The sequence below is a fragment of the Mycobacterium sp. NGS66 genome (assembly GCF_059812225.1).
On the sequence record NZ_JCALCG010000012.1, the window covers coordinates 45953 to 66082 of the forward strand.

Genomic DNA, 20130 nt, shown 5'->3' on the forward strand with positions numbered 1-20130 from the left:
AACACTGGGTTCATGGCTCGAACGGTGCTCATGGTCGGCTTCCCCGGCGTGCAGGCGCTCGACTTGGTAGGGCCGCATGAGGTGTTCACCGCCGCGTCGCTGCTCACCAGCGGCGGATATCAGGTCTCGATCGTGTCGCCCGCCGGCCAGCCGGTCACCACTGCGACCGGACTGGCCTTCATGGCAGAACCGCTACCCGACCCGAGCGACCCGGTGGATACCGTCATGCTCCCCGGCGGCGCCGGCACCGATGCCGCACGAGCCGACGCCGAGTTGGTGAGCTGGATCAAAGACGTCGCGCGCACGGCCCGACGTCTCGTCACGGTCTGCACGGGCGCGTTCCTCGCGGCTGAGGCAGGGTTGCTGGACGGCTGCCGAGCGACCACACACTGGGCCTTCGCCGAACGCCTGGCCCGCGACTTTCCCAACATCGACGTGGACCCCGACCCGATCTTCATCCGCAGCTCCGAGACGGTGTGGACGGCCGCGGGCGTCACCTCGGGAATCGACCTCGCCCTCTCGCTGGTCGAGGATGACCACGGCACCGAGGTGGCCCAAACCGTTGCCCGCTGGCTGGTGCTGTATCTGCGCCGTCCCGGTGGACAGACGCAGTTCGCCGCGCCGGTATGGATGCCGCGGGCCAAGCGAGCCCCCATCCGCGAGGTGCAGGAGGCCATCGAGGCCGAACCGGGTGGTTCGCACAACATCGACGAGCTGGCCCGCCGCGCGGCGATGAGCCCACGCCATTTCACCCGCGTGTTCACCGACGAGGTCGGTGAGGCGCCCGGCCAGTACGTGGAACGCATCCGGACCGAAGCCGCTCGCCGGCAGTTGGAAGAGTCCGACGACACCGTCGTGGCGATTGCCGCCCGCTGTGGCTTTGGCACCGCGGAAACCATGCGGCGCAACTTCATTCGTCGTATCGGCGTCTCGCCGGACCAGTACCGCAAAGCGTTTGCCTGAAACCTGAAGAGCCCCAGCTAGAAAGGAACCAGATGACCCAAATCGCCTTCGTGGCATACCCCGGATTCACCGCGCTGGACATGATCGGCCCCTACGAGGTGTTACGGCAGTTGCCGCATGCCGACGTACGGTTCGTCTGGCATGAGGCCGGCCCGATCACCGCCGACTCCGGCGTCCTGCTGCTCGGCGCCACGCACACGCTGGATGAAACACCTTGTCCCGACGTGATTCTGGTGCCCGGTGGCCCGTCGACTCCCGTGCATGCCCGCGACGAGAAGCTGCTCGACTGGCTGCGGCGGGCTCACCAGACCGCCAGCTGGACGACGTCGGTGTGTTCGGGTTCGGTGATCCTGGCTGCCGCCGGCTTGCTCAAAGATAAGCGCGCGACGTCGCATTGGATCGCACTTCCCGCGCTGAAGGCGTTCGGCGTCACTCCCGTCGGCGACGAGCGAATAGTCCACCAGGACAACGTCATTACCAGTGCCGGTGTATCTGCGGGACTTGACCTGGCGCTGTGGCTGGCCGGACAGATGGCCGGGGAAAGCCGCGCGAAGGCGATCCAGCTCGCCATCGAATACGATCCGCAACCGCCGTTCGATTCCGGCCACCTGTCGAAGGCGTCGACGGCCACTAAGGCCGCCGCGACAGCGCTGCTCTCCAAGGACAGCGCCAAGCCGGCCAACCTCAAGGCCACCACGATGCTGGCGTGGGACCAGGCACTGGCTGCGGTCCGGTCCAGGCGGCGCAAGCGGCTGCCTGTGGGCTCTTCGGCCTAAGCGCCAGCAGCCGCAAAAGCACCCGTTTCCGCACGAAATCGGGTGCTTTTGTGTCTGCTCGGCACATTTGCGGGCCGCCCTCCAAGGATCCTTTTAGAAGTCGTGGAGAACTCATTTAGGTGACTTAGGAAGCATCGTGCTCAATGCCGCAGACAGCGGGACATTCAGAGACTTTCCGCCACCGAGGTTGCGGAACGAATCGAAGGAAGCGCGATGACCACGCTAGCGAGTCGGGTCCACCCCCACCACAGCGACGTTCGCTCACGCCGTCGCCGTCGTTTTCGCCATGATGGCGGCGCGCCCGTTGAGATCGTCGAAGGCGCCCCGAGCGTGGCCGGGAGGCTACTCTCACTCGGCGCGCGGCTCGCCCTGCGCCCGGCGCTGTCAATTGGTAGCCAGCTACCGATTCCGTGGCCCTATGGTGCGTTGGACTTTGTCGCCCGCGCGTTGCCGCCCATCGCGGGCACCGAGCTCTCCACGGTGGAGTTGGCGAACTGCACTGCCCAGGTCATTCGAGCCAAGGGTGTGCGACCGGCCGACGGCACCGGGCGTGTCCTGCTTTTCCTGCACGGCGGCGCGTTCTTGGCCGGCGGAAATCACACGCACGCACGGATGGCCTCGATACTCTCGCGCGACATCGATGCGCCGGTGCTCTTGGTGGACTATCGCTTGTTGCCCAAGCACTCGATCGGTCAGGCGCTCGACGACTGCGAGGACGGCTACTACTGGCTGCGCGAAATCGGTTACGAGGCAGACCAAATCGTCGTCGCGGGTGATTCGGCCGGCGGCTACCTTTCCCTGGCACTGGCTGAGCGGCTGCTGGCCGACGGCGAGCACTTGGCGGCTCTGGTCGCGATGTCTCCGCTGCTGCAGTTGCGCGCCGACGCCAAGCAAGCGCACCCCAACATCCACTCCGATGCGCTGTTCGGGGCCGGGGTTTTCGACTTCCTCAACGACCTCATCGAGAAGGCCGCATCCCGTCGCGTCGTCGACGGCGCGCCCGAAGACGTGATCGAGCCGCTGGACCAGGTCCGACGTGGACTGCCCAAGACGCTTATCCACGTGTCGGGCTCGGAGGTCATGCTGCACGACGCGCGTTTGGGAGCCCGCCGGCTGGCCGACGCCGGTGTGCCGGTGGAAGTGCGGATCTGGCCTGGGCAGCTGCATGGCTTCCAGATCGCCGCCGGGCTCGTTCCGGAAGCGGATCGGTCATTACGCCAGATCGCCGACTACATCCGGGCAGCCACCCCCGAGTACCTTCGCGAGGTCGCCAGCTAACCCTGGGGCTGCGGGATCTCGTCGGTGGCCAGCGTGCCGCCGGCCTGTAGCCAGGCACTGACGACTCGGGGCGCATCACGGTTCGGGTTGTAGATGTCTTCCTCGCTGGAGAACAACCCGTCACCGGCGTAGACCAGCCGCGTCCAGTTCGGGAACCAGAACGGTTCGCCGTCCGGGTCCGTCGGGTGATCGAGCAGATTCCTGATCATCATCACGACGGCGTCATTGTCTTCGTCGAAGGCGATCCAGTCGCTGGGGAAGCGCATGTGCGGGAACGGCGCCATGACGCCGACGATCCACTCGCGCACCGCCTCACGCCCGTGAAAGACACCGTAGTGGTGCTCGGTGTAGACGACGTCCTCGGTGAACAGGTCTGCGAAGGGTCGCCAGTCGCCGGAGGCCGAGCACCCTTCGACCACAGCGGTGTAGTGGCTGACGGCTTGCTCGATTTCGGCTCTGGTGAATTTGCCCATGCCAGACACCCTAAGGCGCACGACGGCGGAACTCCGGTAATTGCTGGTCGGCCGCCCGAAAGGACCATGCCCCTGCTAATGCGCACCCAATTCGCCGCTGAGGTATTGCTCACGGCAGGCCCGTCGCGCCAGTTTTCCGCTCGTAGTGCGTGGAATGGCGCCGGCCGGCAGGAAAACGATGTCCGCGGGGACGACCTCGTGGCGGTTCGACACCGCTGAGCGGATAGCCTGGATGGCCGGCTGCGGGTCCGCGCGACTGGTGCCGGGCGCACGTTCGGCGACGATCACCAGTTGCTCGCCGGCGTCGGCCGATCCGGCCGGCGCGGCGAACGCTGTCACGTATCCCCGTCGTACCAAGGGTGACGCCGCGGTGGTGGTGGCTTCGATGTCCTGCGGATAGTGATTGCGGCCGTCGATGGTAACCAGATCCGCGATCCGGCCGGTGATGTAGAGTTCGCCGTCCAGGTAGACGCCCAAATCGCCTGTGCGCAGCCAGTTTCCGTCAATTGGCGTGCCGTCGGCGTGGCTGCCTTCGCGCAGCCGCGATTGCAGCTTGGCGCCGAACGTCAGCCGGGTCTCCTCGGGCCGTCGCCAATAGCCTCGGCCTACGTTGTCGCCGTGCAGCCAGACTTCGCCGATCTGGCCGTCGGGCAGCTCGGTTCCGGTGTCGGGGTTGACGATCACGCCCCATAGGCTGCGGGCAACCTGACCGCAGGAAACTTGCGCGACGGCGTTGGGGGCATCCGCTGCCACGGGAACCGCCCGGCCGGCGCCCAGTTGCTCCCGGTCGAGATAGATGACCGTGGTCTCGGCGGTGTGGCCAATGGTTGCGATCATCAGCGTTGCCTCCGCGATGCCGTACGAGGGTTTGAACGCCGTGCGCGGTAATCCGTACGGGCCGAACGCTTTATTGAACGTCGTCACCGCGTCGATGCTTACCGGCTCGGAGCCGATGATCAGCACGACGTTGCTCAGGTCGATATCGTCACCGGCGGCGGGCAGTCCGCGTTGCGCCGTCCATTCGTAGGCGAAGTTGGGCGCGGCCGTCACCACCCGTCCGGTCCGGGATCCCGCGGACAGCGCCTGAATCCAGCGCTGCGGCCGGCGGACGAAGGCGGTGGGCGACATCAGCGTGGTGTGTCCGCCGTACACCGTCGGGAATCCGATCATGGACAAGCCCATGTCGTGGTAGAGCGGTAACCAGCTGACGCCGTGGGTATTTCGGTTCAGCAGGTCGATCGACAGGATCATCTGCACCAGGTTGGTCTGGACCGCGCGGTGAGTGATCTCCACGCCCACCGGCGGGCGGGTGGCGCCGGAGGTGTACTGCAGGTAGGAAACTGCGTCCAAATCCAGTTCGACCGGGCGGAATTGCTCACCCGCCGAGTCGGGTATCTCGTCGATGACGATGACCTGCGGCTGGCCCAGCTGCGGACGGCCGGCCAGAAAACTTTCGATCGCTTGTCTGCCCGCCGTCGTGGTGAGCACGACTGTGGGCTGGGAATCCTGCAGCGCAATTTCCAGCCGTTCGGCGTGGCCCGGCAGTTCGGGGGCGAACAACGGCACCGCGATGCTGCCCGCTTTGATCGCCGCATAGAACCCCGCAACCCAGTCGATGCCCTGTGGAGCGAGGACGGCCACCCGGTCACCCAGTCCGGCGAACTGTTGCACGCGTGCACTGATGGCCTGCAGGCGCGCACCGAATTCGGTCCAGGTGATCTCGTGGGCCTGTCCCTCGGACCGCGCGTAATCCAGGTAGCGGTATGCCACCAGATCGCCGATGTTGGCGACGTTGCGTTCGATGAGAGAGATCAGTGTGGTACCCGCCGGCAACGCGATATTTCCGTCGGAGTCCAGGCAATCGTCGATCTCTAGCAGGCCTTTTGGCGCGGTGGAGTCCTGCTGTGAACCGAAATCCATACCCGAAGTCTAGGCAGGGGCGCCCGGCTGAAGTCCGTGCTGTACCTGAGCCCGGCGGGCGGTCGCGTCCAGTTATGACACGGTGCCGGAGCTCGCACCCGTCTGATTCGGTTGGTAGTACGGCGCACCCAGGTGCGGCACCTCGAGTGGGCCGTCTTTGCGGGCCGCTCCGACAGCACTGCTCAGCAGCGGGGCCAAGCCCGCGAACGACCCCACGTCGAACAGCATCAGTGTCAGCAGACGGTTGTGCACGTAGGCCAGGGAGCTGCCGGTGTCAGGATCGGCCCACCCGACCGTTCCGCCCAGGCCGATATGTCCGTAGCCCGGCAGCAGCCCGGGTATCGGCGACGACTGGTAGCCGTGGTGGTAGGTGAACGGGATACCGAGGTTCAAGTCCGGGGTCAGGTCGGGCTTTGCCTTCAGCCCGTCCACCAACTCTGCCGACAACAGTCGTGATCCCTCGATTTCACCCCCGTTCGCGATGGCGCCGTACACCTTGGCCAGGGCACGTGCGGTGACCACACCGTTGACGGCGGGGATCTCGCCGTCGAGAAACGGCATATCGCCCTGCAGCATGGAAAGGATTCCGGGGAAATATATCGAGCCGAGCACTCCGGAGAACGACAAGCCCGCGATTTTCGGCGCGACGAAGTCGAGCACCGGCGTCGGGAAATTGGTCTGCGGCAGCAGCGTCTGGGCCACGGTGGTCGGCGCGTCGGCCGGCGGACGACCCAGGTGCAGGCCGTCGGTGTCGAGTGGTTCGGCCAGTTCCTCGCGGAACAGCTCCCGCATGCCCTTACCGGTCACCGCCCTGGCCAACCCGGACAGCAGCCACCCATAGGTGATCGCGTGGTAGGCCAGCTTTCCATGCTGGGAATCCAGTGGCGCCTCGGCCAGCCGGGCCTCCATCGCGAGGTGATCCAGGATCTCTTCTTTGCCAACACCTTTCAGATGCGCCAGCCCGGATCGGTGCCGCAGCACATCGCTGACAGTGATCTCGGATTTGCCGTTGGCTCCGAACTCCGGCCAGTACTCCGCGACGGGCGCTTCGTAGGACAGCAGCCCGCGGTCGGCCAGCCGGTGGATCACCGTCGCGGACAAGCCCTTGGTGGCGGAGAACACCATGGCGCCGGTATCGGCCGTCCATGGCACCTCGCCCTTTCGGTCCGCGAACCCCGTCCACACGTCGACGACCTGTATCCCGTCGATGTACACGGACAGTGCGCCGCCGCCGAACTTGCGGGCGGGGAACAACGCCGAGAACGCCTTGATTGCTACCCCGAAGCGAGAATCACAGGCACCTTGCACGCCGGACGGTAGGCCGTCGTCAGCGGTGAGGACGGACGGATTTGCCATAGGTGAATGATTCCGCCCGGGCAGCCACGGCGTATGCAAAATGAGGATTGAGGTTCAGTCGGGCCGCCATGATGGGTCGCGGCCCAACCGGGCCAATAACCTCGACTGACTGTCGGCGTCGGGCGCAATGACACGGGGAGCTGCGATCCCATTTGCCGTCGGCGGATTGGACGGCGGACCCGAACCGTCGGCATACCGCGAGGTGCAGCTCGCCGGTATCCACGTCAGTCCTCCGCGCAGGTAGGGTCAGTCAGGTCTTTCAACAGGGCTATGAGGGAGTCGGGCATGTCGGGTCGGAAATATTCGTTTGAGGTCAATAAGACCAGCAGCGCCCCAGCGGCGACATTGTTTCGCCTCGAGGTCGACGGTGGAAACTGGTCGAAGTGGGCCAAGCCGATCGTGTTCAGCTCGAGTTGGGCGCGCCAGGGTGATCCGGCGCCGGGCGGGGTCGGGGCCATTCGGAAGGTCGGCGCGTGGCCGGTTTTCGTCCAGGAGGAAACGGTCGAGTACGAGCAGGATCGCCGTCACGTCTACAAGCTGGTGGGGACTGCGCCGGTCGAGGACTACCTGGCAGAGGTGACCTTTACTCCGAATGCCGCCGGCGGCACCGATATCCGCTGGACTGGTTCGTTTGTCGAAAAGGTTCGCGGGACGGGTCCGCTGGTGCGCGCCGCGATGGGCGGCGCGGTGCGGTTCTTCGCGGGACGGCTGGTGAAAGCTGCCGAACGCGAGTCCGCGCACTAGTCCCGTCCGGGGCGCCCGCGCCGTATGCCGAAGTGCGCCACCGCACAGTGGCTCAGGACGTCCCGATCGGCCAGTTGTCCATTACACAATTCACTTGCAGGGCCGCGACTTCCGGCTTGACTCCCATGCTCACCAATTCCTGCGCTACGTGGGCGCGGGATTTACCAGATTTGAATTCGTTCTCAATAAATGAAACATAGGGCAGATCTTTTGCTTCAGCGCCGGGCGGGAGCTCCGCATCGCTTTTAATGCAGCGAAGATAGCTGTGCGTGTCGGCGTGCGCAGGCGATGCCCCGATTACCACCGGGGCCATGAGCACCGCGGCAGCGACGTAGATGAGGCGCATGCATGCATCATGTACCCGCCGCCGAGGTCAGGCAATAAGCGCTGCCGGGGCCCGCTACTTCGAAGCGACCTCGTCCTGATACTTCTTGGCCATGTGCTCGACGGCTTGCAGCTGTGACTGCGCCAGGCCCTCGCGCACCTGACCGGCACGCGCTGCGGCGTCCAGGGTCGGTTGCGCCTGCCCCTGAAAATGCGGGATCACTTCGGCGGCGAACAGCTCCGCGGACCGTTTGGTGGCAGCCGGATTGGCCCACTCGTGGGCCATCTGCAGCATGCAACCAAACCCGCCGGACTTGTCCCAAAGCCGTTGCACCTGCTCCCGCGCCCGCTCCGGCGTACCGATGACGCCGGCCCCGTTGTCATTGATGATGTCGATCATCTCGTCGAGCTGCTCCCCCGGCATGGTCATCTGCGGGAACGCGGCCACCTTCTGGAAGTAGTTGAACCACGACTCGATGCCGAACTTGACGTCCGCGCGGGCCTGCGCGTCGGTCTCGGCGATATGGAACGGTCCTACCAAGGCCCAGTTCGAGCGGTCAACCTGGGTGCCGAACGCCGCGGCGCGCTCTTCGACGATGCCCCAGTGGTACGAGAGCGCATTGAACCCGTCGACCGTCAGCGTCGCGCCGATGGAGAGCAGGCCGATGCCATGCTTTCCGGCCAGCCGCGCACCGGTGGGTGAGGCCACCGCGGCCACCGCCAGCGGAATGCCGCCCTCGGAGTACGGCGCCAGCTGCAACCGGGCGTCGAACAGCTGATGCGTCGCGGTCTTTGCGCTGACGGTCTCGCCGGCCAGCAGCCGCACCACGATGTCGAGGTTGGTTTCCAGGAGTTCACGGGTGTCCGTCGGATTCAACCCGATCATCGCCGAATCGGTGGGCAGCGAGCCCGGGCCCATACCGCCGATCACCCGGCCATGGGTCAGGTGATCCAGCAACATCAGCCGGTCGGCGACCCAGAGCGGGTTGTGATACGCCAGCGAGATGACGCCGGTGCCGAACCGAATCCGTTTGGCGCGCTCGGCCGCCGCGGCGATGAAAACCTCTGGCGAGCTGATGATCTCGCTGCCGGCGGAGTGGTGCTCGCCCAGCCATACCTCGTCGAACCCCAGCGCGTCGATGTGCTGGATGAACTCCAGGTCGCGCTGCAGGGCCAGCGTCGGGTTGGTGCCGGCCCGATGGAACGGGGCGATGAAGTATCCGAACCTGAGCTTGGCCATGACGGGTCCCCTTGCGGTCGAGTTCAGGAGAACCCTAACGCGAATCCGGACAGGGACCCTAGGCTCGGCTCAGCGGACGATCACGGATAGCCGCCGCAAATGTTGCCGACGCAGCCACCACCGCCGCCCGGGCCTCCACCTCCGCCGCCGACCCCGGGGATGCCGCCGCCCCCGCCGCCAGGACCGCCGCCTCCGCTGGGCCCGCCCGGAACACCGCCGCCTCCGCCGCCAGGACCGCCGCCTCCGCTCGGGCCACCGGGGATGCCGCCGCCTCCGCCGCCGGGTCCACCGCTACCGGACGGGCCACCCGGGACGCCTCCCCCGCCACCGCCAGGTCCGCCGCCGCCGGAGGGACCGCCGGTGCCCGGAGTAGAAGACGGGGCAACGCTGGATGACGGAGCCGTTGTTGTCGGCGTCGTGGAACTGCTCGGGCCCTTATTGCCGCCGCCGCAGCCGACCGCCGCAACGAGCATGGCGGCACCTCCGAACACCGCGACGGCCGTCCTCGCTTGTGATTTCATCCGCTCCCCAATCTCGTTCAGTCCTCGGACGTGCCTACCCCGCCAAGGGTGGGTACAAACGAGACTCGAGATGCGGCTAGCCCTCTTTGGTGATCAACCGGCGCAGCGCCACCTGATCCGGTTTGAGCAGCTCTTCGATGCGGGGGTGGTTCACCTCGGCGACGATGATCTCGCCGACCTCCTGGTACACCTCGCTGAAGATGCCGTGCGACTTCATCTTTGAGGTCTGATAGAGGTTGTCTTCGGTCGGCGTCACGTATATCACCGCGTCGGCCTTGAACCGGTGTACCAGCCAGAGGTGGATCAAGGTCATCAGCCGCTTCTGCCGCAGCTTCTCGGCGAACGTGTTCTGGTCGCGGACCTGAAGGATGCTGCGGCCGTGCCGATCCTTGATGGGGTCGACGACGACGTTGGCCAGCTGCTCGTCATCGCCGCCGTAGATGCCGAGCTCGAGCACGTCCGAACCGGCGCGGCGCGGCCGCAGTTGCACGCGTAGTTTCTCGCCGAGCTCGTAGTGGTCGCTCCACAGCGCCAGCCACTCCTCCAGCAACTTCTTCGGCACCTCGGTCTGCACCAGATGCTGGTGCTGAGTGGAGCCCTTGCCCATCGCCTTGGTGGTCGCCGTGCGCCCCGAGGAGGCGGCCAATGCGGCGTCGCTGCGCGGCCCGCCGACCAGGGTCTGCGGCGTCCGGTAGGGCGACTCGACCAGGCGCATCTTGCGCTGTAGCCGAGCCAGTGCCAGCATGCCGTCCTGTCGCAACGCGGTGGCAAATTCCTCGGCGGCCACACCGTCGATCTGATGTCCGCCGTAGGTGATGAAGTTGAAGACGAAGCCCATCTTGCCGAGCTCCTCGGGGAAGCGCTTCATCTCCTCGTCGGTCATGCCGGTGGTGTCCCAGTTGAACGACGGCGAGAGATTGTATGCCAGCATCTGATCGGGGTAGACGGCATGAATCGCGTCGGCGAACTGCCGGGCGTCGGCAAGGTCGGCGGTTTTGGTTTCCATCCACAGGATGTCCGCGAAGGGCGCGGCCGCCAACGACTTTGCGATCGCATACGGGATCCCGCCACGGATCTGGTAGTAACCCTCGGGGGTTTTGGCCAGCTCGCAATCCCACGGCGGATGCACGCCCAGTTCCTTGGCCTTCGAGCGCGCGGTGTACAGCGACGCCCGTTCGGCGAAGGCGAGCCACTCGGCAGGGCTCATATCGATCTGCTCGCCCTCGCTCTGGTCGAATTCGAGCACTTCGGCAACGGCCTCTGAATAGGTCATCAGGCCGGCGTCGTCTTCCCAGGCAGCGACAAACCGTGACTCGACTTTGTCGTAAAGGTCGTCGACGGATGCCGTGTCGCTCTCCCGCCAGGTGTCGACGGCCTCGGAGATCGCGTCCATTAGGCCTTGCCGCTCCAGCCATGCATCGGCAATGGCGTACTCGCCGTCGGCGAGTGCGTAGAGCAGATGACCGTTGAGTTCTTTGATGCCCAGCTCGTAGAAGCGCCGCATCATCGCCAGGAAGCACGATTTGTAGGAAGGAACCTTGAGATTCGTCGCGCCCAGCAGGAACGGCTGATCTCGCTCGTCGGCTCGGCTGTCGATCAGATTGGCCGCCTCCGCGTCGGTGCGGGCCACGATGATGCCCGGCACCCGCATGACGTCGAGCTGGAAGCGGGCGGCATTGAGGCGCTTGATCTGTTCGTCGGACGGCACCAGAACCTTGCCGCCCTGGTGGCCGCACTTCTTGGTACCCGGCCGCTGGTCTTCGATGTGGTAGCCCGGGACGCCCACTTCGACGAAGCGGCGGATCAGGTTGCGTACGTGCGGGTCACCACCGTGACCGGTGTCGGCGTCGGCGATGATGAACGGTCGGAAGTCATATTCCGGGCTGGTCGCGCGCTGCTGCTCGGTCATCTGCAGCCGCAGGTATTGCTGATTGCGGTCGGCGGTGAGCAGGGCGCGCACCAGAACGGCGGCATCGTCGGGCACCTGGCTGAGCGGATAACTGGCCAGGTCCGGCCCGGGATCCTCGGTGGTGGAGCCCTTCGCCGAGGTCGCCCACCCCCCGAGGTAGATCCCCTCGATGCCCATCCGCTTCATGCTCACGGCTTGGCCCGGCGAGTAGGGACCGAATGTCGTGATGCTCTTCTTCGCGGCGAACAGTTCACGCAGGCGGTCATAGAACGCCGCCGCGGCCTCCCGCGCCACGGTGTAGTCGGTAGGAATGGTGCCGCGCTGCTCTACTACTTGGCGGGCGGTGTACAGGCGAGTGATGCCGGCGAAGCGCGGACCGTCGAAGTACCGCTGGGTGGCGGCGACTTCTTGTTCGAACGGTGAATGGACTTCAGTGTCCGATTCGATGATGGCCATAGCCCTACACTCCCTCTGCAGCACGGTTCCGCTGCCTGACAGAGTGTATCCCTGGACCGGCCTGTTGAATCACCGGTCAGCAAAGCGCTGAAGGCCATGGCCGTCGGCTCGCAGAGATCACCTACTCGCCAGTCACTTTGGCGACTTGAAGCCGGCTACCGCGGCGTCGGGTCCGCACTATCGGGCCCGAGGTGTTCAGTAGGCGCGTCGGCTCAGCCAATCCCGCTGACGGCGCACAAATTCCCCGTCGACCAGCCTGCCGTGGCCCGGGACGTAGACAGCGTCCGCTCCCCCGGCCGCCAGTAGCCGATCCAGCGTCGCCGGCCAGGCCGCCACGTCGGAGTCGCCGTCGATCGACGGATCGGCCGATTCCTCGACGAGGTCGCCGGTGAACACCACCGCCCGTCCTGCGGCGTCGTGTGTGATCACCACCAAATCCGCGTTGGTGTGGCCGCGGCCCAGATGGGTGACTCTGACAGCGCGATCACCGAGATCGATAGTGGCGTCGGTGATCACATGTTGCGGTGACCGCAGGGCCGCGATCGCACGATCGATCTCCGCGGCATCCGCGCCGTAACTCACTGCGTCCCTGCGAAGTTCGCCCCGCGCTGACGACAGGTGTTCGGCGACTTCGGGTGCGCAGTACATCTTGGCGTCGGGAAAGCCCCCGGAGCCCAGCACATGGTCGAAGTGCTTGTGCGTCAACACAATATGGGTAACCGGTCCGTCGGTCAGCTCCCGGGCGTCGGCATCGACCGCGGCGGCTTCGGTAAGAGTGGTGCCGGTGTCGACGAGTAATGCTCCTGCGCTGCCGCGGATCAGGCCGATAGTGACGTCGCAGAACGCCATTCGGCTGCGATGCACACCGTCGGCCACCTGCTCCCAGGCAAGATACATAGAAAGAGCATAGAAACAAACGCGGCTGTGCATACACTGTGGCACAGTACGATTCGCGCATGGGTTGGAGATCTCCCGGACGGATAATCGTTGCGGTCATCGCCGTGGTGGTCTCGATTGTGGGAGTGGCGACATGGCTGCTGGTCCGCTTCGACTTGATGCCCGACACCGACGCGGGGTCGCTGCACACCACTGCCGCGAACGGCACCCAGGTCGTTGTGGTGATCGCCGTCGACGCCAACGGGCAACCGGTCGGCGATTTCCGGCTGGTATCCGCGGCCCCGGGTCCGGGCGCGGTCCCAGAGGTCTCCGGCTGCGCCACCTCACCGGCGGCGGTCGGGGACGATATCTACTACTGCGCGCCCAACGCGGCCGGGGCCGACGTCTGTTGGCCGTCGACCCCGGGATCGCTGCTGTGCCTCAACGATCCGTGGGACAAAGGCCTACACCGGGTGACCTACACACCACCGCTTCCGCGGGTGAAGCCGCCGGCCACGCCGGAACCGTTTGCGTTGCTACTCGACGACGGCACGCAATGCCGTCTGCGTAACGGCGGTGCATGGGGCGGACGTGACGACGGCCTGGTCGGCGCCTACGGTTGTCCCAACGCAAACCTGGCTGTGCTCGTCCCGCAGCAGCGGGAAGGTAACGCATCGCCGATCGACCGGTCACAGTCGATGTGGACGGTCAAGATCGGTTCGCTGGGCGGTCCCGGTGCGCATCTGCCGCCGCCGCAGACGCACTCGGTGAAAACCGCATGGTTTGCCGGCTCTTGAGGCCGTGTTTTCACCGAGGAGGAATGAATGCGCGCAGTGGTCATCACCGAGCATGGTGACCCGTCGGTCTTGCAGGTGCAGCAGCGGCCCGACCCGCCGGCGCCCGGCCCGGGCCAACTGCGGATCGCCGTTCGCGCCGCCGGTGTGAACTTCGCCGACCACCTCGCCCGCGTCGGCCTGTATCCGGACGCCCCGAAGCTTCCCGCGGTGGTGGGCTATGAGGTCGCCGGAACGGTCGAAGCGGTAGGCGCCGGGGTCGACGAGAGCCGCATCGGTCAACGTGTCCTGGCCGGCACCCGGTTCGGTGGTTACTCCGAAATCGTCAACGTCGCGGCCAGTGACTCGGTGGTGTTGCCCGACGGAGTCAGCTTCGAGCAAGGTGCTGCCGTCCCGGTCAATTACGCGACCGCCTGGGCCGGCCTGCACGGCTACGGTTCACTGCGGGCCGGCGAGCGGGTGCTGATTCACGCGGCGGCCGGCGGTGTCGGCATCGCCGCCATTCAGTTCGCGAAGGCCGCCGGCGCTGAAATACACGGCACCGCATCGCCCGGGAAACATCAAAAGCTGGCCGAGATGGGTGTGGACCGCGCCATCGACTATCGCCGCGACGGCTGGTGGAAGGGCTTGGAGCCGTATGACATCGTGCTCGACGCGTTGGGCGGCACGTCGCTGCGGCGGTCCTACGATCTGTTGCGTCCCGGCGGACGTCTTGTGGCCTACGGGATTTCGAACATGCAGCAGGGCGAGAAGCGCTCGTTGCGCAAGGCGGCACCGCACGCGTTGACCATGCTGCGCGGGTTCAACCTGCTTGACCAGCTCTCGGAGTCCAAGACGGTGATCGGGCTGAACATGCTGCGACTGTGGGACGATCGCGGCACGCTCGAGCCCTGGATCACCCCATTGGCCCAGGCGCTCGACGACGGCACCGTCGCCCCGATCGTTCATGCCGCGGTGCCGTTCGCCGAGGCGCCGCAAGCGCACCGGATCCTGGCGGCCCGCGAGAACGTGGGCAAGGTAGTGCTGGTGCCCTGAGCAGAATGGCCTGATTTGCGGTTGTCGGCGCTGCCAATCTGCCAATATTGCGCCATGGCAGTCAGCGATACCCGCGAAGTCGTCATCGAGGCGACACCCGACGAAATCCTCGACGTGTTGTACGACCTCGAGAAGTTGCCCGAGTGGTTCCCGATGACGAAAACGGTCGAAATCCTGGAGCGCGACGACGAGGGCCGTCCGCGCCGGGCCCGGCAGGTCGTCAAAGTCGTGGGGGTTACCGACGAACAGGAACTGGCCTACTCGGACGAAGACGACGGCGTGAGCTGGACGCTGGTCAGCGCCAAAGGGCAACGCGCGCAGGAAGGCCGGTACCGGCTGACCCCGCAGGGCGATTCCACCAAGGTCCACTTCACGCTGATGATCGACTTGACCATTCCGGTTCCCGGGTTCCTGATCAAGCAAGGGACCAAGGGGATCATGGATCAGGCAACGAAAGGACTGCGCACGCGAGTGCTCGAGGTCAAGAAGGGCAAGAAGTAGCGCCGTGGTCAGTACCCGTCGTCGAATCGCAGGCGCCATGCTCAGCCTGGCGCTGGCCGGCTTCGGTGGCCAGACCGGCACCGGCACGGCCAACGCGGCGCCACCTGACGGACCACTGGCGATCTCGAGTCCCGCGTTCAGCGATGGTGCGTCGATACCGGTGCAATACAGCTGCAAGGGGGCCAACATCGCGCCGCCGCTGAACTGGTCAACGCCTGGGGGCGCGGCGCTGGTGGTGGACGACCCGGACGCCCCGGGCGGCACGTATGTCCACTGGATCGTGACCGGAATCCCCGCCGGTTCCGGCAGCACCCCGGAAGGTCAAACTCCTGGTGGCGGCAAGGTGCTGCCGAATTCTGCTGGGCAAACCTCCTACAGCGGGCCCTGCCCGCCGGGCGGCAGCGGTAAGCATCACTACCGGTTCACGCTGTACCAGCTGCCGGACAAGTACCAGCTCCCCGGCCACCTGGCCGGCGCGCAGGCGGCGCAGACGATCGCCGGCGCCGCAACCGCGCACGCTCAGCTGACCGGGACGTTCGAGCTCGCGCTGCACGGATAACCAAGCGCGACTTATGAATTGTCTTCCAGTGCCTGATAGGCGGCGTTGTACCCGGGAGTGAACGTGATGCCGGGGCCGCCATGGCACCCGGCGCCGCCGAGGTAGAGGCCATCGACGGGAATCGGGCAGTCGAGAAAACCCTTGGGCCCGGGGCGGTTCGGCCCCATCAGATCCGGGTGCAGCAGGCCGTGACAGAAATCGCCGGCCGGCGCGCCGAACATGGTGTTCATGTGATAGGGCGCAAACGTGATGTGCCGCATCACGATGTCTTTGAAGTTGGGCGCGAATCGGGTGATTTTGTCGATAACGCGTTGGGCCATCTCGTTTTTCAGGTGGCCGTGCTGGTCGCGATCAACTTCCACCGGGAAGGCATAGGCGAATGCGCTGGCCGCATGCTTGCCCGGCGGGGCCATGCTCGGGTCGTGCACCGAGGGGATCTGCATCCCCATCGACGGGTTGTCCGGCACGATGCCCCGACGACAGGTTTCCCATTGCAGTTGCTGCTCTTCGGGCGAGCCGAAAATACCGACCGACTGTTGCATGCCCGCCTCGTTCAGCAGCTGGTAGGGCGGAGCGAACTCGGGCAGGCCGTCCAGGGCGAAGTGAATCTGCACGAAGGAGGCTCGGTGGTCCCGGCCTGCTACCCGCGAAAGCAGTTGTGCCGGAACGTGGTCCGATCCGACGAGTTCGGTGAGGGTGAGGTCGGGTGAGAGGTTGGACACGACGATCGGCGCGCTGAGCGTCGATCCGTCGCGTAGCCGCACTCCGGTCACCGCGCCGTGGTCGACCAGAATCTTTGCGACCTTGGTGCGGAAGCGGATCTCGCCGCCGTGGGACACGAAAAGCTCACGCAGGTGTTCGGTGAGTGCCCCGATGCCGCCCTTGAGCTTGGTCATCATCGCGGTGCTGTTGTCCGGCACCGCGAGGGCGAACGCCAGGCAGGTGGCACTGCCCGGCGTATAGGGTCCGCGGTAGGTGGAGTTGACCGCCAGAAATGCCAGCATCCCGCGCATGACCGCATGCTTGCTCTTGTCGGGCAGATACCGGTCGATGACGTCCATTGCCGAGCCGAAGAGCATCTCGTGGATGGCCCGGCGTTCGGCTTCGTCGGCAGCGCAGGCATACATTTGGTCAATCGTCTTGGGCGGCTGGCGAACATCGAAGCGACCGAGCGCCTTGGCCGGCCCCTGGCTCCACGCAATCAGCTCGGCCATGCCGGTAACGGCCTCGAGGCCGTGCTTGTCACCTAGATGCGTCATCAGCCGTATCGGGTCGCGATAGAAGACCATCGGCTCCTCGCCGTGTTCGCCGATGTTGGTCGACATCACCTCCGGCTCCACGGTGGGCAGCGTGTCCAACCCGAGATCCTTGGTGATCTGGCTTGCGGTGGGGAACTGGACCGACCCGGCGATCTCGTAACGGAATCCGTCGATCAATTCGACCGTCGCCGCCATTCCGCCCGCATAGGTGTTGGCCTCCAGGCACACCGTGCGCAAACCTGCCCGTTGCAGAATCGCCGCCGCGGTCAGCCCGTTGTGCCCCGCCCCCACGACAATCGCGTCAAAGTCCGTCTTGCTCATGGTCCTCACCCCGTTCTCCCGATCGGTGGCAGCCGATTGCGCCCGACGGCCCCGGCCCAGAATATGTCAGTTCTGACACAATTTGAAGATGTCAGTTCTGACGAGATGGTCTCGGGGATACCATCGGCTGAACATGACCGCGCCGCCCAACCGTCACGAGCTACGCCGGCGGTCGACGCATGAGGCGCTTCGCCAAGCGGCGCTGAAAAGCTTCGCCCGCAAGGGATTTGCAAACGTGACCGTCACCGAGTTGGCCCAGGAGGCCGGCGTCACCGAACGCACCTTCTTCCGCCATTTCCCCACCAAGGAGGCGGTGCTGTTCCAGGACTACGAGACACACCTGGAATGGCTGGCCGAGGCGCTCGCGCAGCGCCCGGCGTCGGAGTCGCTGTTCGACGCGGTGCTGGCCAGCGTCGCTACCTTCCCGCATGACCTGGAAGTGGTCCGCCAGGCCGCGACCGCGCGGGCCGAATTGATCAGCGCCGAACGCATCGCGGGCCACCTCAGAGTGGTGCAGTCGTCATTCGCGCAGGTGCTGACCGAATTCGTCAAAAGCCGGCGCCCGCACGCCCCGAATCCGGAGCTCACGGCAGAGGTCGCCGGCTCCGTTCTCGCCGCGGCTCTGGTGGCGGCAGTCGAGCATTGGGGCCGTAACGGTTGCACCGGCGACCTCGGTGAACTGGTGGCCGCCAGTTTGGACTTGGTCCGGTCAGGTTTGGCACCGCTCGATTAGTTGACTTTGCGGGTACGGCGAGGAAGTGCGAGTGAGGCACGCCCTCAACGCAGGGTCAACGACCGGGTCAATAGAGCGGCGACCACACCGACGTGCGCAGCAGCCGGCTGGTCCACTGGTCGCGCAGGTCCAGCGCATCGTGCATCCAGGTCCCCGGGGCCCGGTGTTCTGGGGGAATGTGGCTCCGCAGCAGCTCCAGCAGCGCCTCCGGTCGGCGAATCCGCTGCATCAAGGTCACCTCGCGGCGCTGGTGGCTGCCCAGCGCGGGCTGAAAAGCGGCGTGGATCGACAGCATCGACGACGGCCGCTCGAGGCTCTTGGCATAGACCACTCCGCACCGGTCGATGTACTCCTCGAATTTGTGCTGATAGGGCCACATGGTGTCTTCCATGTAGAGACTCGGATCGTGCTCGCGGCCGTCGACCGGCACCTCGTGGAACGGCACTTCCTGCAGCGGCGACCACGGGAGTGGCATGAGCAGCTTGGCCTCGACGTCGTGGCGCAGTTCGTCCACCCGACGCATCCACTTCTGCAGCTCGCCCTGTTGCGCCCGAAGTGCAAGCCGTTCCCACGCGGCCCCGTCCCGGATGGCGGTGATGGTGACGACGGTGTAGGCGGGACCGCTCCCCTGGGCGTGATCGGCATACCAGAGCAGCCGGGCGTCGTCGTCAGCGGCGAGCATGGGCATCCAGCCGTCCCGGAAAGCGGTTTCGAAATCGGCTACGGCGCGGCCGCGCACCTGGTGTACCTCGTGCATGAACAGCACGCCGGACCTCCCATACGGGCGACCCACGTTAAACGCCCACGTTCCACGGACGGTATCCCGGGTGCCTTTCGGACCCGACGCCGGGTCTATTTAGCCATGCTCGGCCCGATCGGTGACCTGGACAGCAAAGCAGAGGATCTGGTTTGCTCGAACGGCGCCGTGTCTAGCGGGCAGGAGTTCAATTATGGCCAGGATCGACGTGCCGGACGGTCCCGGCGGCGAGCCGCGATGATCTGGTCGCTACGACCTCAGCTCGGCGGCATGGTCGAGCGGATGATTCGCGGCGCCTATCAGCACAGCATTCTGCCGGCCGACGAGCGCGAACTGGCCAGAATGCGCATCGCGCAGATCAACGACTGCACCGCCTGCTCGGGGTTCCGTGCTCAGTCGGTGCAGGACGCCAATATCGCACCCGAGCTCTACGACAACGTCGCGGCTTATGCCGAATATCCCGGCTATACGCCGCGGCAGCGGCTGGTCATCGAGTACGCGGAGCGGTTCGCCACCGACCACGCGTCGCTGGACGACGGTTTCTTCACCCGGTTGCGGGCATTGTTCTCCGACGCCGAGATCCTCGATCTGACACTGTGCGTCGCGGTGTTCCTGGGCCTTGGACGGTCGTTGACCGTGTTGGGCGTCGACCAATCCTGCGCGTTGGATCTGTAAACGACGGCGGCGGTTGAAGACGGGTGGACATCGCCTCGGTTGACGAACTGCTCACCACCACGCGGTCGGTGCGCAAACGGCTGGACCTGACCAGACCGGTCGGTCGAGAGGTGATTCTCGACTGCATTCGGCTCGCCATGCAGGCACCCACGGCCAGCAATGCGCAGGATTGGCGCTGGATGGTGGTCACCGATCCGGGTAAGCGGGCGGCGATCGCCGACATTTACCGAGGCATCGGTGAGCAGTACCTGGCGCACGCGGTCGAAACCGAGCCGGATCCGCAGACCCGGCGGGTCTACGCCAGCGCGATGAGCCTCACTGACACGCTTGCCCACGTCCCGGTGCATGTGATCCCGTGCCTGAACCGCCGTTTCGACCGGGCTGACCTGGGCATCGCTGCGGCGGCCTGGGCATCGATCATCCCGGCGGGCTGGAGTTTCCTGCTTGCGCTTCGGTCGCGCGGGCTGGGATCGGTGTGGACGACGATGCACTTGTTCAGGGAGCAGGAGGTGGCCGAGCTGCTCGGCATTCCGCCCACGGTCACCCAGGCCGCTCTGTTCCCCGTCGCTTACACGATCGGCACTGACTTCCGGCCGGCCCAGCGTCCACCGCCGGAGACCGTCACTTCCTGGAATACCTGGGAAGACAGCTGAGGGAGAA

At 65.8% G+C, this 20130-nt stretch carries 21 protein-coding genes; 11 read left to right on the forward strand and 10 right to left on the reverse strand.

Annotation, left to right across the window (positions count from 1 at the left end; translation table 11 throughout):
* Positions 1-12: 12 nt before the first annotated feature.
* The 3 genes from AC5Y2L_RS20340 (at position 13) to AC5Y2L_RS20350 (ending at position 3017) form a co-directional block, all read left to right on the forward strand.
* Positions 13-963, forward strand: a complete 951-nt coding sequence (locus tag AC5Y2L_RS20340) for a GlxA family transcriptional regulator (protein WP_499937579.1) — start codon at positions 13-15, stop codon at positions 961-963.
* 32 nt (positions 964-995) lie between these two features.
* Complete coding sequence (locus AC5Y2L_RS20345) at positions 996-1739, forward strand: DJ-1/PfpI family protein (protein WP_499937581.1); 744 nt, start codon at positions 996-998, stop codon at positions 1737-1739.
* A gap of 213 nt (positions 1740-1952) precedes the next feature.
* Positions 1953-3017 (forward strand): alpha/beta hydrolase, encoded by a 1065-nt coding sequence (locus AC5Y2L_RS20350; RefSeq protein WP_499937583.1) that lies wholly within the window; start codon positions 1953-1955, stop codon positions 3015-3017.
* On the opposite strand, the gene AC5Y2L_RS20355 is transcribed toward AC5Y2L_RS20350, so the two are convergent.
* From AC5Y2L_RS20355 to lipL, 3 genes are all read right to left on the reverse strand, one after another.
* Positions 3014-3490 (reverse strand): nuclear transport factor 2 family protein, encoded by a 477-nt coding sequence (locus AC5Y2L_RS20355; RefSeq protein WP_499937584.1) that lies wholly within the window; start codon positions 3488-3490, stop codon positions 3014-3016. The two genes, AC5Y2L_RS20350 and AC5Y2L_RS20355, sit on opposite strands and share 4 nt — an antisense overlap.
* Positions 3491-3565: 75 nt before the next feature.
* The gene (locus tag AC5Y2L_RS20360; RefSeq protein WP_499937585.1) at positions 3566-5410 is read right to left on the reverse strand and encodes a fatty acyl-AMP ligase; all 1845 of its coding nucleotides are present in this window, start codon (positions 5408-5410) and stop codon (positions 3566-3568) included.
* A 72-nt stretch (positions 5411-5482) separates the two neighbouring features.
* Entirely contained in the window at positions 5483-6766 is a 1284-nt protein-coding gene (lipL, locus tag AC5Y2L_RS20365; RefSeq protein ID WP_499937587.1) for an esterase/beta-lactamase LipL, read from the reverse strand.
* Between the two features lie 285 nt (positions 6767-7051).
* Here lipL and AC5Y2L_RS20370 point away from each other — a divergent pair, with 285 nt between their 5' ends.
* Positions 7052-7510 carry an SRPBCC family protein gene (locus tag AC5Y2L_RS20370; RefSeq protein WP_499937588.1) on the forward strand — a complete coding sequence of 153 codons (459 nt, stop codon included), beginning with the start codon at positions 7052-7054 and terminating at the stop codon, positions 7508-7510.
* A gap of 52 nt (positions 7511-7562) precedes the next feature.
* Here the strand turns inward: AC5Y2L_RS20370 and AC5Y2L_RS20375 are convergent, their stop codons facing one another.
* The 5 genes from AC5Y2L_RS20375 to AC5Y2L_RS20395 form a co-directional block, all read right to left on the reverse strand.
* Positions 7563-7856, reverse strand: a complete 294-nt coding sequence (locus tag AC5Y2L_RS20375) for a hypothetical protein (protein ID WP_499937590.1) — start codon at positions 7854-7856, stop codon at positions 7563-7565.
* 54 nt (positions 7857-7910) lie between these two features.
* Complete coding sequence (locus tag AC5Y2L_RS20380; RefSeq protein ID WP_499937591.1) at positions 7911-9074, reverse strand: LLM class flavin-dependent oxidoreductase; 1164 nt, start codon at positions 9072-9074, stop codon at positions 7911-7913.
* Between the two features lie 80 nt (positions 9075-9154).
* Positions 9155-9595 carry a hypothetical protein gene (locus AC5Y2L_RS20385; RefSeq protein WP_499937593.1) on the reverse strand — a complete coding sequence of 147 codons (441 nt, stop codon included), beginning with the start codon at positions 9593-9595 and terminating at the stop codon, positions 9155-9157.
* Between the two features lie 76 nt (positions 9596-9671).
* Positions 9672-11960, reverse strand: a complete 2289-nt coding sequence (gene aceA, locus AC5Y2L_RS20390) for an isocitrate lyase ICL2 (protein ID WP_499937595.1) — start codon at positions 11958-11960, stop codon at positions 9672-9674.
* Positions 11961-12155: 195 nt separating this feature from the next.
* The gene (locus AC5Y2L_RS20395) at positions 12156-12857 is read right to left on the reverse strand and encodes an MBL fold metallo-hydrolase (protein WP_499937597.1); all 702 of its coding nucleotides are present in this window, start codon (positions 12855-12857) and stop codon (positions 12156-12158) included.
* 59 nt (positions 12858-12916) lie between these two features.
* On the opposite strand from AC5Y2L_RS20395, the gene AC5Y2L_RS20400 reads away from it, so the two are divergent.
* Genes AC5Y2L_RS20400 through AC5Y2L_RS20415 form a run of 4 tightly spaced genes read left to right on the forward strand, consistent with a single transcriptional unit; the run spans position 12917 to position 15725 of the window.
* Positions 12917-13633, forward strand: coding sequence for a hypothetical protein (locus tag AC5Y2L_RS20400; RefSeq protein WP_499937598.1), 717 nt, complete (start codon positions 12917-12919; stop codon positions 13631-13633).
* A 27-nt stretch (positions 13634-13660) separates the two neighbouring features.
* Positions 13661-14665 carry a synaptic vesicle VAT-1 family membrane protein gene (locus AC5Y2L_RS20405; protein ID WP_499937600.1) on the forward strand — a complete coding sequence of 335 codons (1005 nt, stop codon included), beginning with the start codon at positions 13661-13663 and terminating at the stop codon, positions 14663-14665.
* Between the two features lie 54 nt (positions 14666-14719).
* Positions 14720-15166: an SRPBCC family protein gene (locus AC5Y2L_RS20410; RefSeq protein WP_499937602.1), complete on the forward strand. Its 447-nt coding sequence runs from the start codon at positions 14720-14722 to the stop codon at positions 15164-15166.
* Positions 15167-15203: 37 nt separating this feature from the next.
* Positions 15204-15725: a YbhB/YbcL family Raf kinase inhibitor-like protein gene (locus AC5Y2L_RS20415; protein WP_499937820.1), complete on the forward strand. Its 522-nt coding sequence runs from the start codon at positions 15204-15206 to the stop codon at positions 15723-15725.
* Positions 15726-15736: 11 nt separating this feature from the next.
* Here AC5Y2L_RS20415 and AC5Y2L_RS20420 read toward each other — a convergent pair whose 3' ends face one another.
* On the reverse strand, positions 15737-17305 hold the full coding sequence (locus AC5Y2L_RS20420; protein ID WP_499937604.1) for a phytoene desaturase family protein: 1569 nt from the start codon (positions 17303-17305) through the stop codon (positions 15737-15739).
* Positions 17306-17438: 133 nt separating this feature from the next.
* Between AC5Y2L_RS20420 and AC5Y2L_RS20425 the strand changes: the two genes are divergently transcribed.
* Positions 17439-18038: a TetR/AcrR family transcriptional regulator gene (locus tag AC5Y2L_RS20425; RefSeq protein ID WP_499937821.1), complete on the forward strand. Its 600-nt coding sequence runs from the start codon at positions 17439-17441 to the stop codon at positions 18036-18038.
* A gap of 67 nt (positions 18039-18105) precedes the next feature.
* Here AC5Y2L_RS20425 and AC5Y2L_RS20430 read toward each other — a convergent pair whose 3' ends face one another.
* Entirely contained in the window at positions 18106-18795 is a 690-nt protein-coding gene (locus tag AC5Y2L_RS20430; protein WP_499937823.1) for a hypothetical protein, read from the reverse strand.
* A gap of 105 nt (positions 18796-18900) precedes the next feature.
* Between AC5Y2L_RS20430 and AC5Y2L_RS20435 the strand changes: the two genes are divergently transcribed.
* Complete coding sequence (locus AC5Y2L_RS20435; protein ID WP_499937606.1) at positions 18901-19470, forward strand: carboxymuconolactone decarboxylase family protein; 570 nt, start codon at positions 18901-18903, stop codon at positions 19468-19470.
* Positions 19471-19493: 23 nt separating this feature from the next.
* Positions 19494-20123, forward strand: a complete 630-nt coding sequence (locus tag AC5Y2L_RS20440; RefSeq protein ID WP_499937608.1) for a nitroreductase family protein — start codon at positions 19494-19496, stop codon at positions 20121-20123.
* Positions 20124-20130: the final 7 nt, after the last annotated feature.